Origin of the sequence: Tahibacter soli (assembly GCF_025717065.2) — a bacterium.
Classification (GTDB): Bacteria; Pseudomonadota; Gammaproteobacteria; order Xanthomonadales; family Rhodanobacteraceae; genus Tahibacter; species Tahibacter soli.
On sequence record NZ_JAOVZO020000018.1, the window covers coordinates 888756 to 907646 of the forward strand.

General features: G+C 68.7%; 13 protein-coding genes. 4 read left to right on the top strand and 9 right to left on the bottom strand.

Annotation, left to right across the window (positions count from 1 at the left end; genetic code table 11):
• Positions 1–5: 5 nt before the first annotated feature.
• The 6 genes from OD750_RS17305 to OD750_RS17330 all read right to left on the bottom strand — a co-directional run bounded on the left by OD750_RS17305 (position 6) and on the right by OD750_RS17330 (position 6698).
• On the bottom strand, positions 6–1973 hold the full coding sequence (locus OD750_RS17305) for a serine hydrolase domain-containing protein (RefSeq protein WP_263541942.1): 1968 nt from the start codon (positions 1971–1973) through the stop codon (positions 6–8).
• 151 nt (positions 1974–2124) lie between these two features.
• On the bottom strand, positions 2125–3087 hold the full coding sequence (locus OD750_RS17310; protein WP_263541943.1) for a PDZ domain-containing protein: 963 nt from the start codon (positions 3085–3087) through the stop codon (positions 2125–2127).
• 11 nt (positions 3088–3098) lie between these two features.
• Positions 3099–3539, bottom strand: coding sequence for a hypothetical protein (locus OD750_RS17315; RefSeq protein WP_263541944.1), 441 nt, complete (start codon positions 3537–3539; stop codon positions 3099–3101).
• Complete coding sequence (locus OD750_RS17320) at positions 3536–4135, bottom strand: RNA polymerase sigma factor (RefSeq protein ID WP_263541945.1); 600 nt, start codon at positions 4133–4135, stop codon at positions 3536–3538. The genes OD750_RS17315 and OD750_RS17320 overlap by 4 nt, the downstream gene beginning before the upstream one ends.
• Before the next feature lie 44 nt (positions 4136–4179).
• Positions 4180–5874, bottom strand: a complete 1695-nt coding sequence (locus OD750_RS17325; RefSeq protein ID WP_263541946.1) for a hypothetical protein — start codon at positions 5872–5874, stop codon at positions 4180–4182.
• A 134-nt stretch (positions 5875–6008) separates the two neighbouring features.
• Positions 6009–6698: a 4'-phosphopantetheinyl transferase family protein gene (locus tag OD750_RS17330; protein ID WP_263541947.1), complete on the bottom strand. Its 690-nt coding sequence runs from the start codon at positions 6696–6698 to the stop codon at positions 6009–6011.
• An 86-nt stretch (positions 6699–6784) separates the two neighbouring features.
• Between OD750_RS17330 and OD750_RS17335 the strand changes: the two genes are divergently transcribed.
• The gene (locus OD750_RS17335; protein ID WP_263541948.1) at positions 6785–10297 is read left to right on the top strand and encodes a hybrid sensor histidine kinase/response regulator; all 3513 of its coding nucleotides are present in this window, start codon (positions 6785–6787) and stop codon (positions 10295–10297) included.
• Positions 10298–10359: 62 nt separating this feature from the next.
• Here OD750_RS17335 and OD750_RS17340 read toward each other — a convergent pair whose 3' ends face one another.
• Entirely contained in the window at positions 10360–11124 is a 765-nt protein-coding gene (locus OD750_RS17340; protein ID WP_263541949.1) for a hypothetical protein, read from the bottom strand.
• Between the two features lie 255 nt (positions 11125–11379).
• Here OD750_RS17340 and OD750_RS17345 point away from each other — a divergent pair, with 255 nt between their 5' ends.
• Positions 11380–12732 (top strand): right-handed parallel beta-helix repeat-containing protein, encoded by a 1353-nt coding sequence (locus OD750_RS17345; protein ID WP_263541950.1) that lies wholly within the window; start codon positions 11380–11382, stop codon positions 12730–12732.
• 3 nt (positions 12733–12735) lie between these two features.
• On the opposite strand, the gene OD750_RS17350 is transcribed toward OD750_RS17345, so the two are convergent.
• On the bottom strand, positions 12736–13407 hold the full coding sequence (locus OD750_RS17350; protein ID WP_263541951.1) for a response regulator transcription factor: 672 nt from the start codon (positions 13405–13407) through the stop codon (positions 12736–12738).
• A 90-nt stretch (positions 13408–13497) separates the two neighbouring features.
• Positions 13498–15441 carry an acetate--CoA ligase gene (gene acs / locus OD750_RS17355; protein WP_263541952.1) on the bottom strand — a complete coding sequence of 648 codons (1944 nt, stop codon included), beginning with the start codon at positions 15439–15441 and terminating at the stop codon, positions 13498–13500.
• Between the two features lie 204 nt (positions 15442–15645).
• On the opposite strand from acs, the gene OD750_RS17360 reads away from it, so the two are divergent.
• Positions 15646–17016, top strand: coding sequence for a DcaP family trimeric outer membrane transporter (locus OD750_RS17360; RefSeq protein ID WP_263541953.1), 1371 nt, complete (start codon positions 15646–15648; stop codon positions 17014–17016).
• 11 nt (positions 17017–17027) lie between these two features.
• Positions 17028–18713 (top strand): MFS transporter, encoded by a 1686-nt coding sequence (locus OD750_RS17365; RefSeq protein WP_263541954.1) that lies wholly within the window; start codon positions 17028–17030, stop codon positions 18711–18713.
• Positions 18714–18891 lie beyond the last annotated feature (178 nt).

Here is an 18891-nt window from a genome sequence, read left to right on the forward strand (position 1 = left end):
CCCCGTCAGCGGTCGCTCTTATGCGACTTCGCGTCGCGCTCGACCGGTTTGCCGGCGGGCTCCGCGCCGTTCGGCACGGTCGCGACGACGCGCGGCAGCGCCAGTTCGCGTCCGAGCAAATTCAGCACGAGCGCGCTCGGACTGCCACTCGCATCGCGAGCGACACGCAACTCGATTTCGCCGTCCGCCGTCGCGAAGCGGTCCGGCGCGTACGCGATCATCGCGCGCGCGGCCGAGCCCGTCAGCTGAAAGTACACATTGCCATTCGTACAGGAAAGCCGCGCAACGAGCCCCGCGTCAGCGTACTCGCCGCATTGCGCGGCGAGCTGCGTGGCGTCGACGGGATAGGCCGTTCGTTCGACCTGCGGCGCGCGGTCCGACAAGCGCCGTGCCGGCACGTTGATGCCGCGCTCGGTCCAGCGCAGCGCATCGACGCGACGCTTTTCGCCGCGTTCGAACATGATCTGGATCGATGCGTCGGCCGTTGCAAAAGCGTCTTCGCCGCCGGCGATCAGCGGCACGGCGAGTTGTCCTGCGACCTGCGCGCTCAGCGCCCCGTCGCGCGAGCGGATAACGACTTCGCGTCCCGGCTCGAAAGCGTACATGCCGGTGTAGTCGGCGAGCGCGGCCGTCGCGGTCGCCGGCCCCGCGAACGGCGCCGCTGGCACGCCCTGCCCCGCGAGCATGGCGAGACCGAACCGGCTGACATCCGCGGCGCTGCCGGCGAGCAGCACCAGCCCTTGCTGGCGATCGGCACGGAAGCCGATGAAGCTCGCATGGCCGCCGCTTTCGCCGCGCTGCCAGACGATCGGCCAGCTTTGCCCGCCGGCGTCGACGAACGACAGGCGCCAGCCGAGTCCGCGTGCCGCGTCGTCGTCGTGCGGCTGACGCGCGAGCAGCAACGCGTTGCGCAACGGCGTCGAGTCGGGTCGGAGCATGGCCTTGAGCAAGGCGAGTTGGTCGCGCGCGTTCGAGCGCAGCCCGCCGGCGCCCGCGAGAGCGCCGTAGTGCAACGGGCCGACCGCGACGCCGCCGGCATGGCCGGGCGCGAGCGACGTGTCGTCGCCTTCGGTCGACGCGAGCCCGAGCGGTACCAGCACGCGTTCGCGCAGTGCGGTCGCGTAGCCGCCACCGTGCGCGCGTCCGAGCGCCCAGCCGAGCAGGCCGTCCGCGAGCAGCGAGTCGCCGCTGCCGGCCGGCCATTGCGCCGGTCGATAGGTCGCGAGAAACGCCAGCAGCTCAGCTTCGTCGTAGTCGCGCAGCGCGTCGCGCGGGTCGCGCGGAAACAGATTCGCCGGCAGCGCGGGCAGACCGGAGCGACCGCTGGCGAGTTCGGCGAGCGTAATCGCGCAGACGCGCGCGTCCGCGCAGCCGGCGCCGGCCGGCAGGAAAGCCGAAACCGGATCCGACAGCCGTACCTTGCCGGTCGCGGCGAGATCGGCGAGCAGGATGCCGGTGTACGCCGCGGTAACGCCGCCGAGCTGGAAACGGGTCGCATCGTCCGGCGCCGGGTCGTCCGCATTCTGCAGATGTCCAAAACGCGCGATCGTGACGTCGGAGCCGACGACGCTCGCCGCGATCACCGATTGCCACACGCGTGCTTCGACGCCCCGCTCGAACACGTCGCGGGCGAGTATGCCGATCGGCGGCGACTCCGCTTCACCGGTCGGTACCGACGCGGGCTTAGGCGTCTGCGTCGACAAAGCCTCGGATTTTTCAACGGTCGACGCTGCGCCGACCGGCGGGGCCGCAGGTGCGGCGGCAGGTTGCGCCGCAGCGGGCTCGGGCTCTACGGCCGGCGTAGCGGTTGCCGGCAACGCCGCGTCGGGCAACGGTGCGGGCGGTCCGACGAATTCGGTCGCCGCGCCCTCCGGCTTCACGGCGTCGGGAGTGACGCCTTGTGCGTCCTGCGCGGGCGAGCGCGCAGCAACGAGCGCCAGCATGGCGATCAGGATGGGAGGAAGAATACGCATCGGGCCGCAAGCATAACGCCCGCGCCCCGCCGCGTTGAAGAAAGGAGCCACTTCCGTGTGGCGTGCACCTGTGGAGGGAGCGACGTTTTAGAGCACCCGCTCCCGGCCGAGTTCCATACGAACCTGAACGGCAGGTTCGACGCGCAACTCGTCAGCGGCAGTCCTGCGGCGTTTCGCGCCACACGACCGGCTCCCAGTAGCTGCCGTCGGTCCAACCGCTGCGCGCGTCGGGATTGAGCTTCGCGGCGAGGTAGTACGTCGTGTTCGGCGCGACGGTGACGGTCAGCGTCTTGTTCGCATGGCGCTCGCGCTGGCGGCTGTTGAACGACAGCTGCTTCGGATCGATCAACTCGGCGATGTTGAGCTCGTGCGTGCCGGCGGGAACCTTGTACTGGTGCGCGCCGGTCGGTCCCGGCAGGCGGCCGTCGACGGACAGCAGACGCATGCCGTACAGCTTGTCCTGGCGCGGCGCGACGTCGAAAACGTTGAGATAGCCGCAGCCGTCGGCGGTCGAGCCGGCGTTCTCGTCACGCGGCGCACGCGCCGGGCGCAACGCACCGCTGCCCGTGTCGGCGACGAGTTCGTCGCGACCGACCTTCAGATGAATCGGCGGCAGCGTCACGCTCGCGAGCGGCGCGCTCACGGCGAGCGGCTTGCCGTCGCGTACGAGTGCGAACTCGAGCTTCGTGCCGTCGGGCAGCGCGTCGACCGAGCTGCGCAGCGTACGCGCGGCCAGCGCGTGACCGTTCGCATCGGCGCCGAGGTTCGCGAGCGGGACGCCGTTGACCGCCGTGACGACGTCGCCGGCTCGCACGCCCATGCGTTGCGCGGTGCTGCGCGGCGTCACGCCGAGTACGCGAAGGCCGTCCTTCGCGCGTTCGGCCGACGCGCTGTCGACGAGCAGGCCGAGGTTGGTCACGCGCTGCGCGGGTTCGTCGAGCGTGAACGCGATCTCGTCGCTCGCGGTACCCGCGAACGCGCCGGATTCGATCATGCGTACCAGCACGAGCTGCACTTCTTCGCGCACGCGCTGTTCGACCTCGGGCGACTGCGCATTCGCGGCTGCCGGCAAGGTGGCGGCGATCAGCATGGCTAGAGGGCGGAAGTTGAACATGGGGTTCTCCATCAAATCCGAGTCAGTCGGCCGCCGGCGGTGTGCACGGCGATCAGGCTGCTCAACAAATCATTGCGCGCCTGCCACAGCGGCGCGATTTCGGCGTCGGCGCCGCCGCGGTCGTACGCGGCCTGCAGTGCGGTTTCGATCGCGCGCAGCTCCACTTCGCTCTCGATCGGCGCCGCGCCGTTGGCCGACAGGTCCGCGAGCTCGACTTCGAGCGCCCGCGACTGGCGCTGCAGCGCGGCGAGCGCATCGTCGATCGGCTGCGGCCCGCGCAGCTGCGGCACCGCGATCGCGAGGAGCGCGATGCCGGCGGCCAGCGCCGTGCCGAACAGCGCGCGTCGCCGGCTGCGCCGGCGGCCTTCGTACGCCGCCGCGATGCGCGGCCACAGGTCGGCCGGCGGATCGAACTCCGGCAGGTCGTCGAGGTTCAGCGATTTCAGACTCATTTCGGACTCGCGCATTGGCCCAGCTCCATCGCGTCGGTGCGGTCGCTCAGCCAGTCGTGCAGGCGGCGCAGGGAACGCGACAAAATAGACTTCGAATAACTTTCGGTCTGCCCGAACAGGTCCGCCAGTTCCTTGTGCGTATACCCTTCGAGTTCGTGCAGTACCAATACCAGACGCGCTCGTGGCGGCAGACGTTGCAACAGCGCCATCGCGTCGTGCGAATCGTCCGGCGTCGTCACGCTCATTTCCGCAATGTTCGCGAACAGCCTTTCCGGATCTTCGGAGTCGACGTATCGCTGCGCGCGCAACTGGTCGATCGCCGCATTCACCGTCAGGCGCTTGAGCCACGCGCCGAAAGGCGCATCGCCGCGATAGCTCTTGATGGCGTCCATCATTTTCAGAAACACGTCCTGGACGACGTCTTCCGCCGCGGCGGCGTTGCCGAGGATGCGCATCGCCAGCGTATAGCAGGCGCGCGAATACGTCGTGTAGATCGCCGCGTGCGCCCGCATGTCGCCACGCCGCGCCCTCGTCAGCGTCACGGTGTCGGTTTCGCGGGCAAAGCCCGTCGCGTTTTCTTTCGGACCGGTTGTCATGCGTTATACCGGACGACCGTCGGGCCGCAACCGTCGCAGCGGATTCATCCGCGATTTTGCCGTTGCACCCGGATTTCGAGAATACGCGCCCGTTCGACGAAAAATTGCGCCTGACCGGTGTCACGCGCCACGGTCAGCGTAACGCCGCTCGCGTCGGCGCCGGCGATGCGGCCTTCGATTTCCTTGCCGCCCGAGGTGATCAGCAGCACGCGCGCGCCGACATGCGCGGCGAGGCCCTCGAATGCGACGACCGTGAACGTGCGCTGCGGCTCCGGCTTTTCGGCGGGCGGCTCGAGACGGTCGACGCCGGGTCCCTGCCAGACGAGCGCGGCGGTCGACCCCGGCGGCGGTGCGGGGCCGGACGCGCGCCCGGCGACGCGCGGGTCGGCCGGCGGCGGATTCACGCGCAGCGTCGGGACAGTGCTCGTCTGCGGCTCCGCAGCAACGGGTTCCGGTGCGCGCGCAGGCGCAACGGGTTTCGGCGCGAACACCGGCGCGCTCGCGCGAGGCGGCGCGCCGACGGGCCGGGGCGGCTCCGGTGTGGCGGCAACCGGCCTGGTCGGCTCCGGCGCCGCGGCGACCGGTTTTGGCGCGACCGCGACCGGCGCCGCCTCGACGGTCGGCGGCGGCGCCTGGACGATTGCGTTGCCGGCCGGGGCGGCGGGCTTCGGTTCGGGTTCGGCGAGCGGGTCGTGCACGAGCGCGGCGTCGATGCCGGCGAGCGCCTCGGCCGGTTGCGGATCGGCGAGGAAGTACAGTTTGAACAGGACGGGCGGCGAATTGTTGTGGCGTGCCGTCAGGTTGAGCCAGCGCAGCACTTCCTCCGGATCGAGCGACGCGTACTGCGACGGCGCGACGCTCGCATTCGGAAGGCTCAGCAGCTGCAGGCTGCCGCTGCCGGCGAGCAGTTGCCGATACAGTGCGACGACGGCTTCGGACGGAACGATGCGGCGTGCTTTGAGAAACTCCTGCAGCGCCGCGACGTGCTGGTCGACGAACGCTTCCGGCGTCAGCCCGAGCTGCTGCGCGCAGAAGCGGTTGCGGCGCGCGAGATAGCCCAGGTCGCGGTAGTCGATCGTCAGCTGCGCGGCGCGCAGCGCGTCGCGCGCGCCGGCCTGCGTGAGCGCCGCCGGCGAGAAGCCGTTCACGTCGGCATGCGCTTTCACCGCGGCGAAGCCGGGATTCGATGCACCGACGCCGAACGACAGCGTGCGCGCCGCGGCGTCGTAGCGGTAGTCGAGGTCGATGTCGGGCAACGCGGGCGCGAGACCCATCGCCTGATAGTCGGTCGTGGACAGCCGCGTGACGACGCCGCAGCCGAGCGTTTCGAACGGCACCATCGAAACCCGACCGAGCCACGCGGTGGAGCCCGCGGTGCCGAACAGTTCGAACGCCGGCAGCTTCGCGCCGATCAGGCGTACGCCGAGCTTGTCGGGTACGTCGGTGTCTCGCGTGACCGCGCGCAGCAGCAATGCGAAGGCGCCGCGCGCGCGCAGCTCGACCTCGCGCGCCTCGATCTGGCCGAGCGCCAGCGCGGGTTTCGGTGCGAAGCGTACGCCGGAAAGCGTCAGCAGGCCGTCGAAATCGGCGCTCGCCGATGCAAACGTCAACGTGCCCCAGGGCGCAACGCGTTGCACGAGCTCGGCCGCCTGCTGCTGCGCCGCCGCCCACAACGCGAGCTTGCCGCCGGCGGCGAACAGCACGCCGGCCAGCAGCAGATTGCGTACCAGCTTCCACATGTTGGAAGTCCGCCCCTCGTCTCGGAGCCGAAACTTAGCCCGACCGCCGCACCGCGACAACTGGCGAAACGTCCCGTTCGTCCGGATTGCGCGAAAGTTCGCAATTCCGCGAGGTTTCGTGTCACCGCGACGACTTATTCGACGCGAAACGCCTCGATCCGCCGCGCGGCGCCGCGCCAGGCGACCGCACCGACGAGCGCCGGTAGCGGTCGCAATGCGCGCACCTGCCAGGCGTCGGCCGGCGCCGCGGGCGCGTCGATCGCCGCGAGCGCGCCGACGCCGTCGGCGCTGATCGCGAACCGCAGCCGGTCCAGGCCGAACGCGATGCCGCGGCCGGTCGCCTTGAGCACCGCCTCTTTCGCGGTCCATAAGTCGACAAATGCCTTTTGCACGGTGTCGGACGGCTGCGCGGCGACGTAGTCGGCCTCGTCGGGGCAGAAATAGCGCCGCGCAAGCGCCACGTACGGCCGCTCCCGCCCGCCGACCGGCTCGACGTCGACGCCGACCGCAACGCCGTCGGCGATCGCGAGGATCGCCGCATCCGCGCAGTGCGTCAGGTTGAACTCCAGCCGTTCGAAACCCGTCCGGCCAGGTTCGCGCAGCGCCGGCTTGCCGTGATCGCCGCGCAGGAAATCGCCGGGTTCAAGCTCGCGACCGACGTAACGGCCGAGCGTGTCGCACAGGAACGCATTCGCGCGCGCGGTCGCCGCCTGCGCCGCGGCCGGCCCGCCGGTGCCGGCGAGCGGCAGCAGCCACAGGTGCACGGCGTCGGCGGCGAGCGGCTGCGGCGCGCGCGCGGATCTGAAGATCGGCGATTCGGACATGCCGCCATGCTTGGGGCGCCGCACGCGCCGCGTCAAGCCGGCCGCGTGCGGTAGCATGGCGCACGCAAGACGCGGGAGGCCGATGCGTGATCGCAGGTTGGGTGTTGCTGCTGGTGTCGCTGTCTTACGTCGCGCTGCTGTTCGCGGTGGCGTACTTCGGCGACTCGCGCCCGTTGTACCCGTCGCGCTCGTCGCTGCGCCCGCACGTCTACAGCTTGTCGCTGGCCGTGTACTGCTCGTCGTGGACGTTCTACGGCGCCGTCGGCAGCGCGGCGCAGGACATGCTCTCGTACCTGCCGATCTATCTCGGCCCCGTGCTGCTGTTCGTGTTCGGCACGGGCATGCTCGAGCGGCTCACGCGCGTGGCGAAGGCGAACAACATCACGTCGATCGCCGACTTCGTCGGCTCGCGCTTCGGCAAATCGCATGCGCTGGCGGCGCTGGTCACGATCATCGCCGTGACGGCCGCGGTGCCGTACATCGCGCTGCAGTTCAAAGCCGTCGCGCTGTCGATCGACGTTCTGAGCCGCGGCGCCGTGACGCACGAGCGCGTCGACATCTGGAACGACTCCGCGCTGTACGTCGCGCTGCTGCTCGCGCTGTTCGCGACGCTGTTCGGCACGCGCCGCATCGACGCGACCGAGCATCACCACGGCATGATGCTGGCGATCGCGGTCGAATCGGTGGTCAAGCTGGTCGCGTTCGTCGCGGTCGCGATGTACGCGCAGAGCCTGCCCGACGTCGCCGACGCCGGCATGGGCAAGCTCGTCGAAGAACTCGCCGATTCCGGCCTGCCGCCGGGCTTCGTCGCGCAGACGATGCTCGCGTTCACCGCGATGTTCTGCCTGCCGCGCCAGTTCCACGTGGGCGTCGTCGAATGCGAGGACGTGCGCGACCTGCGCCACGCGCGCTGGATGTTCCCGACGTACCTCCTCATCATCTGCGCGCTGGTGCCGCCGATCGTCACGGCCGGCACCAAGGCCGCCGGCGGCACGACGCTGTCGCCGGACGCGTGGCTGTTGTGGCTGCCGCTTGCGAGCGGCGAAAACTGGCTCGCGGTGCTCGCGTACATCGGCGGCTTTTCGGCCGCGACCGGCATGGTCATCGTCGCGTCGGTCGCGCTCGCGACGATGATCTCGAACGATCTCGTGATGCCGGCGCTCCTGCGCGTGCGCTCGCTGCGGCTCGAACAGCGCCATGACCTTTCCGCGATCGTGCTCGGCGTGCGCCGCGTCGCGATCCTGCTGCTCGCGCTGCTGGCGTTCGCGTACTACCGCGCGATTTCCCAAGGCCAGGCGCTCGCGTCGATCGGCCTGCTCGCGTTCGCCGCGGTCGCGCAGTTCGCGCCGGCGATCGTCATCGCGCTGTACTGGCGCAGCGCGAGCCGCGTCGGCATTCTCGCCGGCCTCGCGATCGGTTTCGTCACCTGGATCTACACGCTGCTCTTGCCGAGCATGGCGACGGCCGGCTGGCTCGACGACGGCTGGCTGCTGCACGGCCCGTTCGGCATCGCCTGGCTCAAACCGCAGGCGCTGTTTCACCTGACGGGCTGGCACCCGGTCACGCACGGCACGTTCTGGTCGATCCTCGGCAACGTGCTGTGCTGCGTGCTCTTGTCGCTGCGCTACCGGCCGAGCATGGAAGAGCGCCTGCGCGCCGCGACGTTCCTGGATCTGACGAGCGAGCGCGGCGCCGCCGGCGCCGGCGAATGGCGCGGTCGCGTCAGCGTCGGCGATCTGCGCGCGATCGCCGGCCGCATCCTGGGCGACCGCGCGGCCGTGCGCGCGTTCGACGAGTACGCGACCACGTCGGGCAAGCCGCTGCAGGATTCGCACGCGGCCGACCGGCCGCTGCTGCAATACACCGAACGCGTGCTGGCCGGCGCGATCGGCGCGGCGTCGGCCCGGCGCATGCTGACGACGGCGCTGCGCGGCACGGGCCTCGATTTCAGCGAAGCGGTGGCGCTGCTCGACGAGGCGTCGCAGGAGCTGCGCTTCAACCGCGAGCTTCTGTCCACGACGATGGAAAACATCTCGCAGGGCATCAGCGTCGTCGACGCCGACATGCGCCTGGTCGCGTGGAATCGTCGCTATATGGAAATGTTCGGTTATCCCGACGGCATGGTCTACGTCGGCCGCTCGATCGCCGACCTGATCCGCTACAACGCCGAACGCGGCGAATGCGGACCCGGGCGCGTCGAGGATCACGTGCGCAAGCGCCTGTACCACATGCGCGTCGGCACGTCGCACGTGCACCAGCGCGTGCGCGCCGACGGTTCGGTGATCGAGATGCGCGGGCAGTCGCTGCCGGGCGGCGGCTTCGTCACGACGTTCACCGACGTCACCGACTACAAGCGCGCCGAGCGCGCGCTGATGGTCGCGAACGAAACGCTCGAGCAGCGCGTCGCCCAGCGCACCGCGCAGCTGTCCGCCGCGCTCGTCGCGCAGGAGCGCGCGAAGTTCGAGGCCGAGGCGGCGAACCAGTCGAAGACGCGCTTTCTCGCCGCCGCGAGCCACGATCTGCTGCAGCCGCTCAACGCCGCGCGGCTGTTCACGTCCGCGCTGTCGCACCAGCCGAATCTCGACGCCGAATCCACGCGGCTCGCCGAACGCATCGACACCGCTTTCAAGGCCGCCGAAACCCTGCTCGACGCGCTGCTCGAAGCCTCGCGGCTCGACGCAGGCAAATACCGCCCCGACATCGCGAACGTCGCCTACGCCGACGTCGTCGAGCCGATCAAGCAGCAGTTTTCCGTCGTCGCCGAACGCCGCGGCATCAGGTTGACGGTGCACGGCTGCCGCCTCGTCGTGCGCAGCGACGCGCACCTGTTGCAGCGCATCCTGCAGAACTTCGTGTCGAACGCGCTGCGCTACACGCGCCAGGGGCGCGTGGTCGTCGGCGTGCGCCGGCGCGGCGACGACGCGCTGCTCGAGGTGTGGGACACGGGTCCTGGCATTCCGCCGGAACAGCAGAAGCGCATCTTCGACGAGTTCCAGCGCTTCGACCAGGCGTCGCCGTGGGGCGAGCAGGGTCTCGGCCTCGGCCTTGCGATCTGCGAACGCATGGCGCGCATCCTCGGTCACCGCCTGTCGCTGCGTTCGGTGCCGGGACACGGCAGCTGCTTCGCCGTCCGCGTGCCGATCGTCGCGCGCCGCGCGCACGAGCCGCGCGGCGCCGTGCGCGAAACCGCGAGCCCGGCCGCGCTGCCGCCGATGCACGTGCTGTGTCTGGACAACGAGCCGGCGATTCTCGAAGGCATGTCGGCGCTGCTGACGCGCTGGGGCCTCACCTGCGATCTCGCCGGCACGGTCGCCGAGGCGAGCGCGGCGGTGCTGGCGCGCCGGCCCGACCTCATTCTTGCGGACTTTCACCTCGGCACGTCGCAGGACGGCCTCGATGCGCTCGGCGAACTGCAGAGTTCCGTCGCCCCGTCGCCGCCGGCCGCGCTGATCACGGCCGACCACAGCCCCGAACTCAAGCAGCGCGCGCGGCTGCGCGGCTATGCGCTGCTGCACAAGCCGGTGAAGCCCGCCGCGCTGCGCGCGCTACTGTCGGCGCTCGCGCGTACGAGCGCCGAGCACGCGCGTGCGCAGGCCTGAAACGAAGACGCCCGGCCGAAGCCGGGCGTCGAAACCGCATCGCCGTGTCGCGTCGGCGTCGCTTACTCCACGTCGAACGCCTGCAGGCTGACCGGTACCGTCGCGTTGCCGCGCAGTACGATCGACGCGCGCGCGTCGGTGATGCCGGTGAACGTGCGCAGGTCGGTCGACTGGAAGTTGAAGGTGGTCTGGTTCCCGACATTGCGGTAGAAACCGTTGCCGCTGTTCACGGCGCTCGTGCCGACGTTCTGCGCACCGTTGATCGACAGCGCCGTCGTCAGGGCGTCGGCCGTCGCGAGTCCCGCGCCGGTATCGCCCTGGAAGCTGACGGTGAAGCCCTTGGCGTTCAGACTGTTGAGCCGCAGCGGCGCCGGCAGGTTGATCGTGAGCGTGTAGACCGTGTTGGCCACGGCTTCGAGCGGACCGAAGTCGGCCTCGATGACCGTGCCGGCTGCGTTCGAAAACACCGGGCTCGACGCCTGGACGTACGTGTCCCAGAACTGGACGCGTGCGCGAATGTTCGTGTACGAGCCGGCGGCGGTCGCCGCCATGAACAGGTCCATGCTCGTCACGTCGACCTGCGGGCCCGGGCCGTCGATGTTCGCGGCGCCGCCGATGAACGTGCGCGGCGATCCCGTGGTCGTCGTGAATTCTGCGCCGGTCGCATCGTAGACGACCGGATCGCCCTTGCCGCGCGGAATACCGACAGAGAGCGTCTGGCCGCGCGCGAGGACGCCGGCGGCGACTTCGGCACTGGCCTGGCTCGAAAAACCGGCCGACAGCACGACGGCTGCCGCCAGCGCGCGAAGATTCCATTTGCTGATCATTGCGTATTCCCCTGTTCTTGTTCGTACGGCACCGTACGCCGTGGAGGCGCGACCCTAGCATCGTCACGCGCGCGCTTTGAAGTGCCCGAAGCCATGCGCCGCACGCGAACGCGTCGCAAAAAGTGCGCGCACGAGCGCCGACCGTCCGCCCGACCGATGCGCGCGACCGTCGCGTGGCGGTGCGGTGTTCGGAATGCGGTCACAGAACGCGTTCCTCGATACGCGGAGGCTGCGCGCCTCGAAGGGAGAATCCGTATGCGCTGGTGTTCGATTCCGTTGTTCCTCGCCGCGCTGCCCGCGTCGGCCGCGACGTTCCAGGTCGGCCCGACGCGGCCGCACACGTCGCTGAACGCGCTGTTCGCCGCGGTCAATCTCGAAGGGGGCGACATCGTCGAAGTCGACGGCGGCGTCACCTACGCCGGCGGCGTGATCGTGCCGGCCGCCGACGGCGGCAGTCCCGGCAATCCGGTGGTCATTCGCGGCATCCGCGTCGGCGGCCAGCGCCCGGTGATTTCCGGCGGCACGAACACCGTCGAGTTCCGCCAGTCGAACCATCTCGTATTCGAAGGCTTCGACGTGACCGGCGGCACGGGCCGCTGCATCCTGCAGGGCGCGCACGAAGTGACGGTGCGCGACAGCGTCATCCACGGCTGCGCCGCGCACGGCATCCTCGGCACCGACCTGCTCTCGGGCTCGTTCACGCTCGAGTACAGCGAGATCTACGACGCGGGTTCGGGTACCAACCTGCACCCGCTGTACATGCAGAGCGACGAGGTGGCGCATCCCGGTTCGGTGTTCCGCATGCGTTTTTGCTATGTGCACGACGGCAACGGCGGCAACCTCCTCAAGAGCCGGCACGAGCGCAACGAGATCAGCTACAACTGGTTCCAGGGCGCGACGTACCACGAACTCGAACTGATCGGCCCCGACGAGGAAACCCAGAATCCGAACTGGACGCGCGATCTCGTACGCGAGGATTCCGACGTCGTCGGCAACGTGATCGTGCACACCAACACGGCGTTCGGCGCCGTGATCCGCGCCGGCGGCGACGGCAGCGGTCGCAGCAAGGGTCGTGTGCGCTTTGTGAACAATACCATTCTGCTCGGCCCGGGCGTGTCGGCCACGGTGTTCCGCCTGTTCGACGAGCTGCAGTCGGTCGAGATGCACAACAACGTGATCGAGACGAGCGGCGGCACGGCGCGCATCATCCGTGCGATCGACAGCGGCAGCGAACCCGAACTCGTCTGGACGAACGGCCGGCAGATCCACGGCAGCAACAACTGGGTACGCACCGGATCGACCTTCGTGCCGACGACGCCGGAATGGAGCGGCACGCTGACCGGCGCGTCGGCCGGATTCGTCAATGCGGCAACATTCGATCTGCGCCCGGCGGCCGGCAGCCCGCTCGTCAACGCCGGCAACGCAGCGCCCGCGAGCAACCCCGCGTTCGTCTATCCCGGACCGATCTTTCCGCCCGCGTTCCACCCGGTGCGCGCGGCGCTCGCGCCGGGCGGCGCCGTGCCGCGGGCGGCCGGCGGCGGCATCGACATCGGCGCGTTCGAGGTGCCCGTCGACGGGATCTTCGCGAACGGGTTCGAGACGCCGTAGCGGCTATTCTTCGCTGTCGATGCCCGGCAGCGACGCGTTCGGGTCGAGCGCGAGCTGGCTCGCGGCGAGCGCCACCTGCGTGCGGTTGTTGCAGCCGAGCTTGCGCATGATCGCGGTCATGTGGGCCTTGACGGTCGCTTCCGACACGCCGAGTTCGAACGCGATCTGCTTGTTGAGCAGGCCCTCGGCGATCATCGCGAGCACGCGAAACTGCTGCGGCGTGAGTTCGGCGATGCGCGCGGCGACGTGCGCCTCGTCGCTTTTGAGCTCCGCCGTGCTGTTGGCGAACTGCGGCGGCAGCCACACCTCGCCGTCGAGCACGTGGCGGATCGCATCGACGATCGTCTCGGCCGAACTCGATTTCGGGATGTAGCCCGCCGCGCCGTGGCCGAGCGCGCGCCGCGCCACCGATACCTCCTCGTGCGCCGACACGACGATCACCGGCAGGCCCGGATGCTGGCCGCGCAGGTGCGCGAGCGCGGAAAAGCCGCGCGCGCCGGGCATGTGCAGGTCGAGCAGCAGCAGCTCGGCGTCGGGATGCGCCTCCACCTGCACGAACAGCGCGGGCACGCTGTCGGATTCGTACAGGCGCGCGTCGGGCACGGCTTGGCCGACCGCGCGCCGCAGGGCGTCGCGATACAGCGGGTGGTCGTCGGCAATCAGGATTTCGCGCATGGCGCCGGAGGATCGCACCCGCGCGCCTCCGCTTCAATGCCGGCGTCGAGTAAGGCGGGCGGCCGGTACCGGGCCGCCCGCCGCTTTTCTTCAGCGGATCAGGCGCTCGTCGACGAGATTGGCGACGACCGACGGGTCGGCCAGCGTCGAGGTATCGCCGAGCTGATCCGGCGCGTTTTCGGCGATCTTGCGCAGAATGCGGCGCATGATCTTGCCCGAACGCGTCTTCGGCAGGCTCGGCGCCCACTGCAGGAAGTCGGGCGACGCGATCGGCCCGATTTCCTTGCGCACCCAGGCGATCAGCTCCTTGCGCAGCGCGTCGCTCGGCGCCTCGCCGGCCTTGAGCGTCACGTACGCGTAGATGCCCTGACCCTTGATGTCGTGCGGGCAGCCGACGACGGCGGCCTCGGCCACCTTCGGATGCGCCACGAGCGCGCTTTCGACCTCGGCGGTGCCGATGCGATGGCCCGAGACGTTGATCACGTCGTCGACGCGGCCCGTGATCCAGTAGTAGCCGTCGGCGTCGCGCCGCGCGCCGTCGCCGGTGAAGTACGCGCCGGGATAGGTCTTGAAATAGGTTTCGACGAAGCGCTGGTGGTCGCCGTACACCGTGCGCATCTGGCCCGGCCACGAATCGGTCAGGATCAGATTGCCCTCGCAGGCGCCTTCCTGTACTTGTCCATTCGTATCCACGATCGCGGGCTTGATGCCGAAGAACGGCTTCGTCGCCGAGCCGGGCTTCGCGTCGATCGCGCCGGCGAGCGGCGTGATCAGAATGCCGCCGGTCTCGGTCTGCCACCAGGTGTCGACGATCGGGCAGCGGCCGTCGCCGACGACGCGGTGATACCACTCCCACGCCTCGGGATTGATCGGCTCGCCGACCGAGCCGAGCAGGCGCAGCGACGCGCGCGACGCCTTGCGCACCGGTTCCTCGCCTTCGCGCATCAGCGCGCGGATCGCCGTCGGCGCGGTGTAGAACAGCGTCACCTTGTGCTTGTCGACGACCTGCCAGAAGCGGCTCGTGTCGGGCCAGTTCGGCACGCCTTCGAACATCAGCGTCGTCGCGCCGTTCGCGAGCGGGCCGTAGACGACGTACGAATGGCCGGTGACCCAGCCGACGTCGGCCGTGCACCAGTAGACGTCGTCGTCGCGAAGATCGAACACGAGTTCGTGCGTGTAGCTCGCGTACACGAGATAGCCGCCGCTCGTGTGCAGCACGCCCTTGGGTTTGCCGGTCGAACCCGACGTGTACAGAATGAACAGCGGGTCTTCGGCGCCGACCGGCTCGGGTGCGCACTCGGCGCTCTGCCCCGCGACGAGCGCGCCCCACCAGCGGTCGCGCGGCGTCTGCATCGCCACCGGCGCGCCGGTACGCTTGACGACCAGCACCGTCTCGACCGACGTCGTGCCGGGCCGCGTCAGCGCTTCGTCGACGTTGGCCTTGAGCGGCACCTTCTTGCCGCCGCGCAGACCCTCGTCGGCCGTGATCACGAGCTTGACCTGCGAGTCGGCGATGCGGCCGGCGAGCGAATCGGGCGAGAAGCCGCCGAACACCACCGAGTGCACGGCGCCGATGCGCGCGCACGCGAGCATCGCGACGGCCGCCTCGGGGATCATCGGCAGGTAGATCGCGACGCGGTCGCCCTTGACCACGCCGAGGTTGCGCAGGAGGTTCGCCGCGCGGCAGACGTCGGCGTGCAGCTCGCGGTACGTGATATGGCGCGAATCGTTCGGATCGTCGCCTTCGAAGATGATCGCGGTCTTGTCGCCGCGGTGCGTCAAATGTCGGTCGAGACAATTGGCCGAGACGTTCAGTACGCCGTCGTGATACCAGCGGATATGCAGGTCGTCGGCGTCGAAAGACACGTCTTTCACCTGCGAGAACGGCGCGATCCAGTCGACTCTGCCGCCGATGCGCCGCCAGAAGTTTTCCGGGTCGCTCACCGATTCGGCATACAGCGACTCGTATTGCTCGCCGGTGACCCGCGCCTTCGCCGCGAACGCCGGGTCGACCGGGTATATTTTGCCCGACATCGCCAATCCTCCCAAAAATACAATAGATATTTTTTGATAAAACAGAGCACTGCGAGATTTTCGCGTGCTGCGCCGCATCACGTTAAACCGATGCGCGCGCGAACCAATCCGACTTTAGTCGAAACGCGACCAATGGCGAATAGGCGGCCATACGGGCGCAGCGCAACCTCGGCCGGCCATCATCACCTTGGGAGGGGTTGGCCAATGGCTACCAAGCACATTTTTTCATTACGTCGCAGCGCACTCGTGCTGGCACTGGCGGCGGGGATCGCCGGCGCGGGTGCAGCCAACGCCGATTCGGCCAGCGAGGCGGCGCTCGAAGCCCGCATCGCGCAGCTCGAACAGCAGTTGGCGGAACTCAAATCGGCCGTAGATGCACAGAAGAAAGCCACGGCTGCCGCCGCGCCGGCCGCCGGTACCGGGCCCGCGGCCCCCGGGGTCAAGGCGCCGATCCAGGTCACCACGATCACCCCGGCCGCAAACCCGAATACGACGGTCAAGATCGGCGGCTTCATCAAGACCGACTTCATGCTCACGCGCACCGACAGCGGCCAGCTCGCCGACAGCGCCAGCGGCCGCGATCTGTACGTGCCGGGCCAGACGCCGGTCGGCGGCCGCTCGTCGAGCACCGACTACGACGCCGGCGCGAAGTTCTCGCGCTTCGGCGTCGGCATCGATACCGTCACCGAAAACAACGACAAGCTCGGCGCGTTCGTCGAGTGGGATTTCTTCGGCGGTTCGCTCGGCAACGAAAACTCGACCAACACCTATGGCGTGACCTTGCGCCACGCCTACGCCTATTGGAACAAGTGGACGGCCGGCCAGACGTGGTCGGTGTTCATGGACACCGCGGCGCTGCCCGACGCGGTCGACTTCATCGGTCCGACCGACGGCGTGATCTTCGTGCGCCAGCCGCAGATCCGCTACACCGAAGGCAACTTCATGATCGCGCTGGAAGACCCGCAGACGACGATCATTCCGCGCGGCGGCGGCGCGGCGGCGAGCTCCGACCGCGGCGCGGTGCCCGACCTCACCGCGCGCTACAACTGGAAGGGCAAGTGGGGTCACTTCGGCGTCGCGGCGCTCCTGCGCGATCTGCGCGTCGACCGTCAGGCCGTCGGCACGACGCCGGCGATCAAGGACAGCCAGTTCGGCGGCGCGCTCAGCGTCGGCGGCAAATGGAACCTCGGCGAGAACAACGACCTGCGCTACCAGCTGACCGGCGGCGCGATCAGCCGCTACATCGGCCTCGGCGTCACGTCCGACAGCGTGCTCGACATCAACAACGATCTCGAGACGATCGACGGCTGGGCGGGCTACGTCGCCTGGCGCCACGTCTTCACCAAGAAACTGCGCGGCAACCTCATGTACGCGCGCAGCGAGTACGACAACCCGGTCGCCTACACCGGATCGGCTGTGACCAAGAGTTCGCAGAGCTGGCGCGTCAACCTGTTCTATTCGCCGCTGCCCAAGGTGGACGTCGGCGTCGAGTACATGGTGGGCCGGCGTGAACTCGAAAGCGGCGTAGACGGCGAAATCGACCGTCTGCAGTTCACCGCCAAGTACTCGTTCTAAGGAGAATCCGCATGTCCAGCGTTCCCTACGGCGGCAACGCTGCCGCCGGCAGCACCCCGCTGACGCAAGGCCACAAGCGCGTGGTGTTCGCGTCGAGTCTCGGCACCGTGTTCGAGTGGTACGACTTCTATCTGTACGGCTCGCTCGCGGCGATCATCGCCAAGCAGTTCTTCACCGCGCTCAATCCGACCAGCGGCTTCATCTTCGCGCTGCTCGCGTTCGCCGCCGGCTTCGCCGTGCGACCCTTCGGCGCGCTCGTGTTCGGCCGGCTCGGCGATCTCATCGGCCGCAAGTACACGTTCCTCGTGACGATCGTGATCATGGGCGTGTCGACGTTTCTCGTGGGCCTGCTGCCCAGCTACGCGAGCATCGGCATCGCGGCACCGATCATCCTGATCACGCTGCGGCTCCTGCAGGGCCTCGCGCTCGGCGGCGAATACGGCGGTGCGGCGACCTACGTCGCCGAGCACGCGCCGCAGGGCAAGCGCGGCCTGTACACGAGCTTCATCCAGACGACCGCGACGCTCGGCCTGTTCCTGTCGCTGCTCGTCATTCTCGGCTGCCGCACGTGGCTCGGCACCGAAGCGTTCGAAGCGTGGGGATGGCGCATTCCGTTCCTCGTATCGTTCCTCCTGCTCGCCATTTCCGTGTGGATTCGCCTGCAGTTGAACGAATCGCCGCTGTTCCAGCAGATGAAAGCCGAGGGCAAGGGCTCGAAGGCGCCGATCACCGAGAGCTTCTTCTCGAAGAACGGCAAGATCGCGCTGCTGGCGCTCCTGGGCGCCACGGCCGGCCAGGCGGTGGTGTGGTACTGCGGCCAGTTCTACGCGCTGTTCTTCCTGACGCAGACCTTGAAGATAGACGCGGTCACGGCCAACCTGCTGATGGCGGTTTCGCTGCTGGTCGCCACGCCGTTCTTCATCGTGTTCGGCTGGCTGTCGGACCGCATCGGGCGAAAACCGATCATTATGGCCGGCTGCCTCATTGCGGCGCTGACGTACTTCCCGATCTTCAAGGCGCTGACGCACTACGGCAATCCGGCACTGGAAAGCGCGACGGCGAATTCGCCGGTCGTGGTGGCCGCCGATCCCGCGCAGTGCGCGTTCCAGTTCGTGCCGGGCGAGTTGAAGTCGCACGTCACGTTCAGGAGCTCGTGCGACATCACCAAGGGCTTCCTCGCGGGCAAGAACATCCCGTACACGAACGAAGCGGCGCCGGCCGGCACGGTCGCGAGCGTCAAGATCGGCAGTCAGACGATTCCGGCGTTCGACGGCGCGGGCCTCACGGCGGACCAGTTCAAGGAACAGAACACGGCGTTCACGACGGCGCTCGGCGGCGCAGTGAAGGCGGCGGGCTATCCCGACAAGGCCGACCCGGCGCAGATCAACAAGCCGATGCTGTTCATCCTGCTGACGATCCTCGTGATCTACGTGACGATGGTCTACGGTCCGATCGCGGCGTGGCTGGTGGAACTCTTCCCGACGCGCATCCGCTATACGTCGATGAGCCTGCCGTACCACATCGGCAACGGCTGGTTCGGCGGCTTCCTGCCGACGACGGCGTTCGCGCTCGTCGCCCTGACCGGCAACATCTACCAGGGCCTGTGGTATCCGATCGTCGTGGCGGTGATGACGCTGATCGTCGGCGTGATCTTTCTGCCCGAGACCAAGGATGTGGATATCACGGCGGACAAGTGACGCTCTGATCTGAACGGTATGTGCGCCGCCTCCCGGGCGGCGCTTTTTGAGGCGGTCGCGGCGACGCGGCCGCTTTTTTTGCTTTGTAGTTTTCGCCTGGCTTTAGACAAAGCGTTTCGCTTGCTGCCGCGAGCGAGCAAGGGGAGATTGCTTGTCCAATCTCCCCTTGCACCCCCAA

What these genes read in the sequence shown, in the direction of transcription:
- OD750_RS17305 (WP_263541942.1), bottom strand. Translation starts at nt 1,973, where the DNA reads ATGCGTATTCTTCCTCCCATCCTGATCGCCATGCTGGCGCTCGTTGCT.
- OD750_RS17310 (WP_263541943.1), bottom strand. Translation starts at nt 3,087, where the DNA reads ATGTTCAACTTCCGCCCTCTAGCCATGCTGATCGCCGCCACCTTGCCG.
- OD750_RS17315 (WP_263541944.1), bottom strand. Translation starts at nt 3,539, where the DNA reads ATGAGTCTGAAATCGCTGAACCTCGACGACCTGCCGGAGTTCGATCCG.
- OD750_RS17320 (WP_263541945.1), bottom strand. Translation starts at nt 4,135, where the DNA reads ATGACAACCGGTCCGAAAGAAAACGCGACGGGCTTTGCCCGCGAAACC.
- OD750_RS17325 (WP_263541946.1), bottom strand. Translation starts at nt 5,874, where the DNA reads ATGTGGAAGCTGGTACGCAATCTGCTGCTGGCCGGCGTGCTGTTCGCC.
- OD750_RS17330 (WP_263541947.1), bottom strand. Translation starts at nt 6,698, where the DNA reads ATGTCCGAATCGCCGATCTTCAGATCCGCGCGCGCGCCGCAGCCGCTC.
- OD750_RS17340 (WP_263541949.1), bottom strand. Translation starts at nt 11,124, where the DNA reads ATGATCAGCAAATGGAATCTTCGCGCGCTGGCGGCAGCCGTCGTGCTG.
- OD750_RS17345 (WP_263541950.1), top strand. Translation starts at nt 11,380, where the DNA reads ATGCGCTGGTGTTCGATTCCGTTGTTCCTCGCCGCGCTGCCCGCGTCG.
- OD750_RS17350 (WP_263541951.1), bottom strand. Translation starts at nt 13,407, where the DNA reads ATGCGCGAAATCCTGATTGCCGACGACCACCCGCTGTATCGCGACGCC.
- acs (WP_263541952.1), bottom strand. Translation starts at nt 15,441, where the DNA reads ATGTCGGGCAAAATATACCCGGTCGACCCGGCGTTCGCGGCGAAGGCG.
- OD750_RS17360 (WP_263541953.1), top strand. Translation starts at nt 15,646, where the DNA reads ATGGCTACCAAGCACATTTTTTCATTACGTCGCAGCGCACTCGTGCTG.
- OD750_RS17365 (WP_263541954.1), top strand. Translation starts at nt 17,028, where the DNA reads ATGTCCAGCGTTCCCTACGGCGGCAACGCTGCCGCCGGCAGCACCCCG.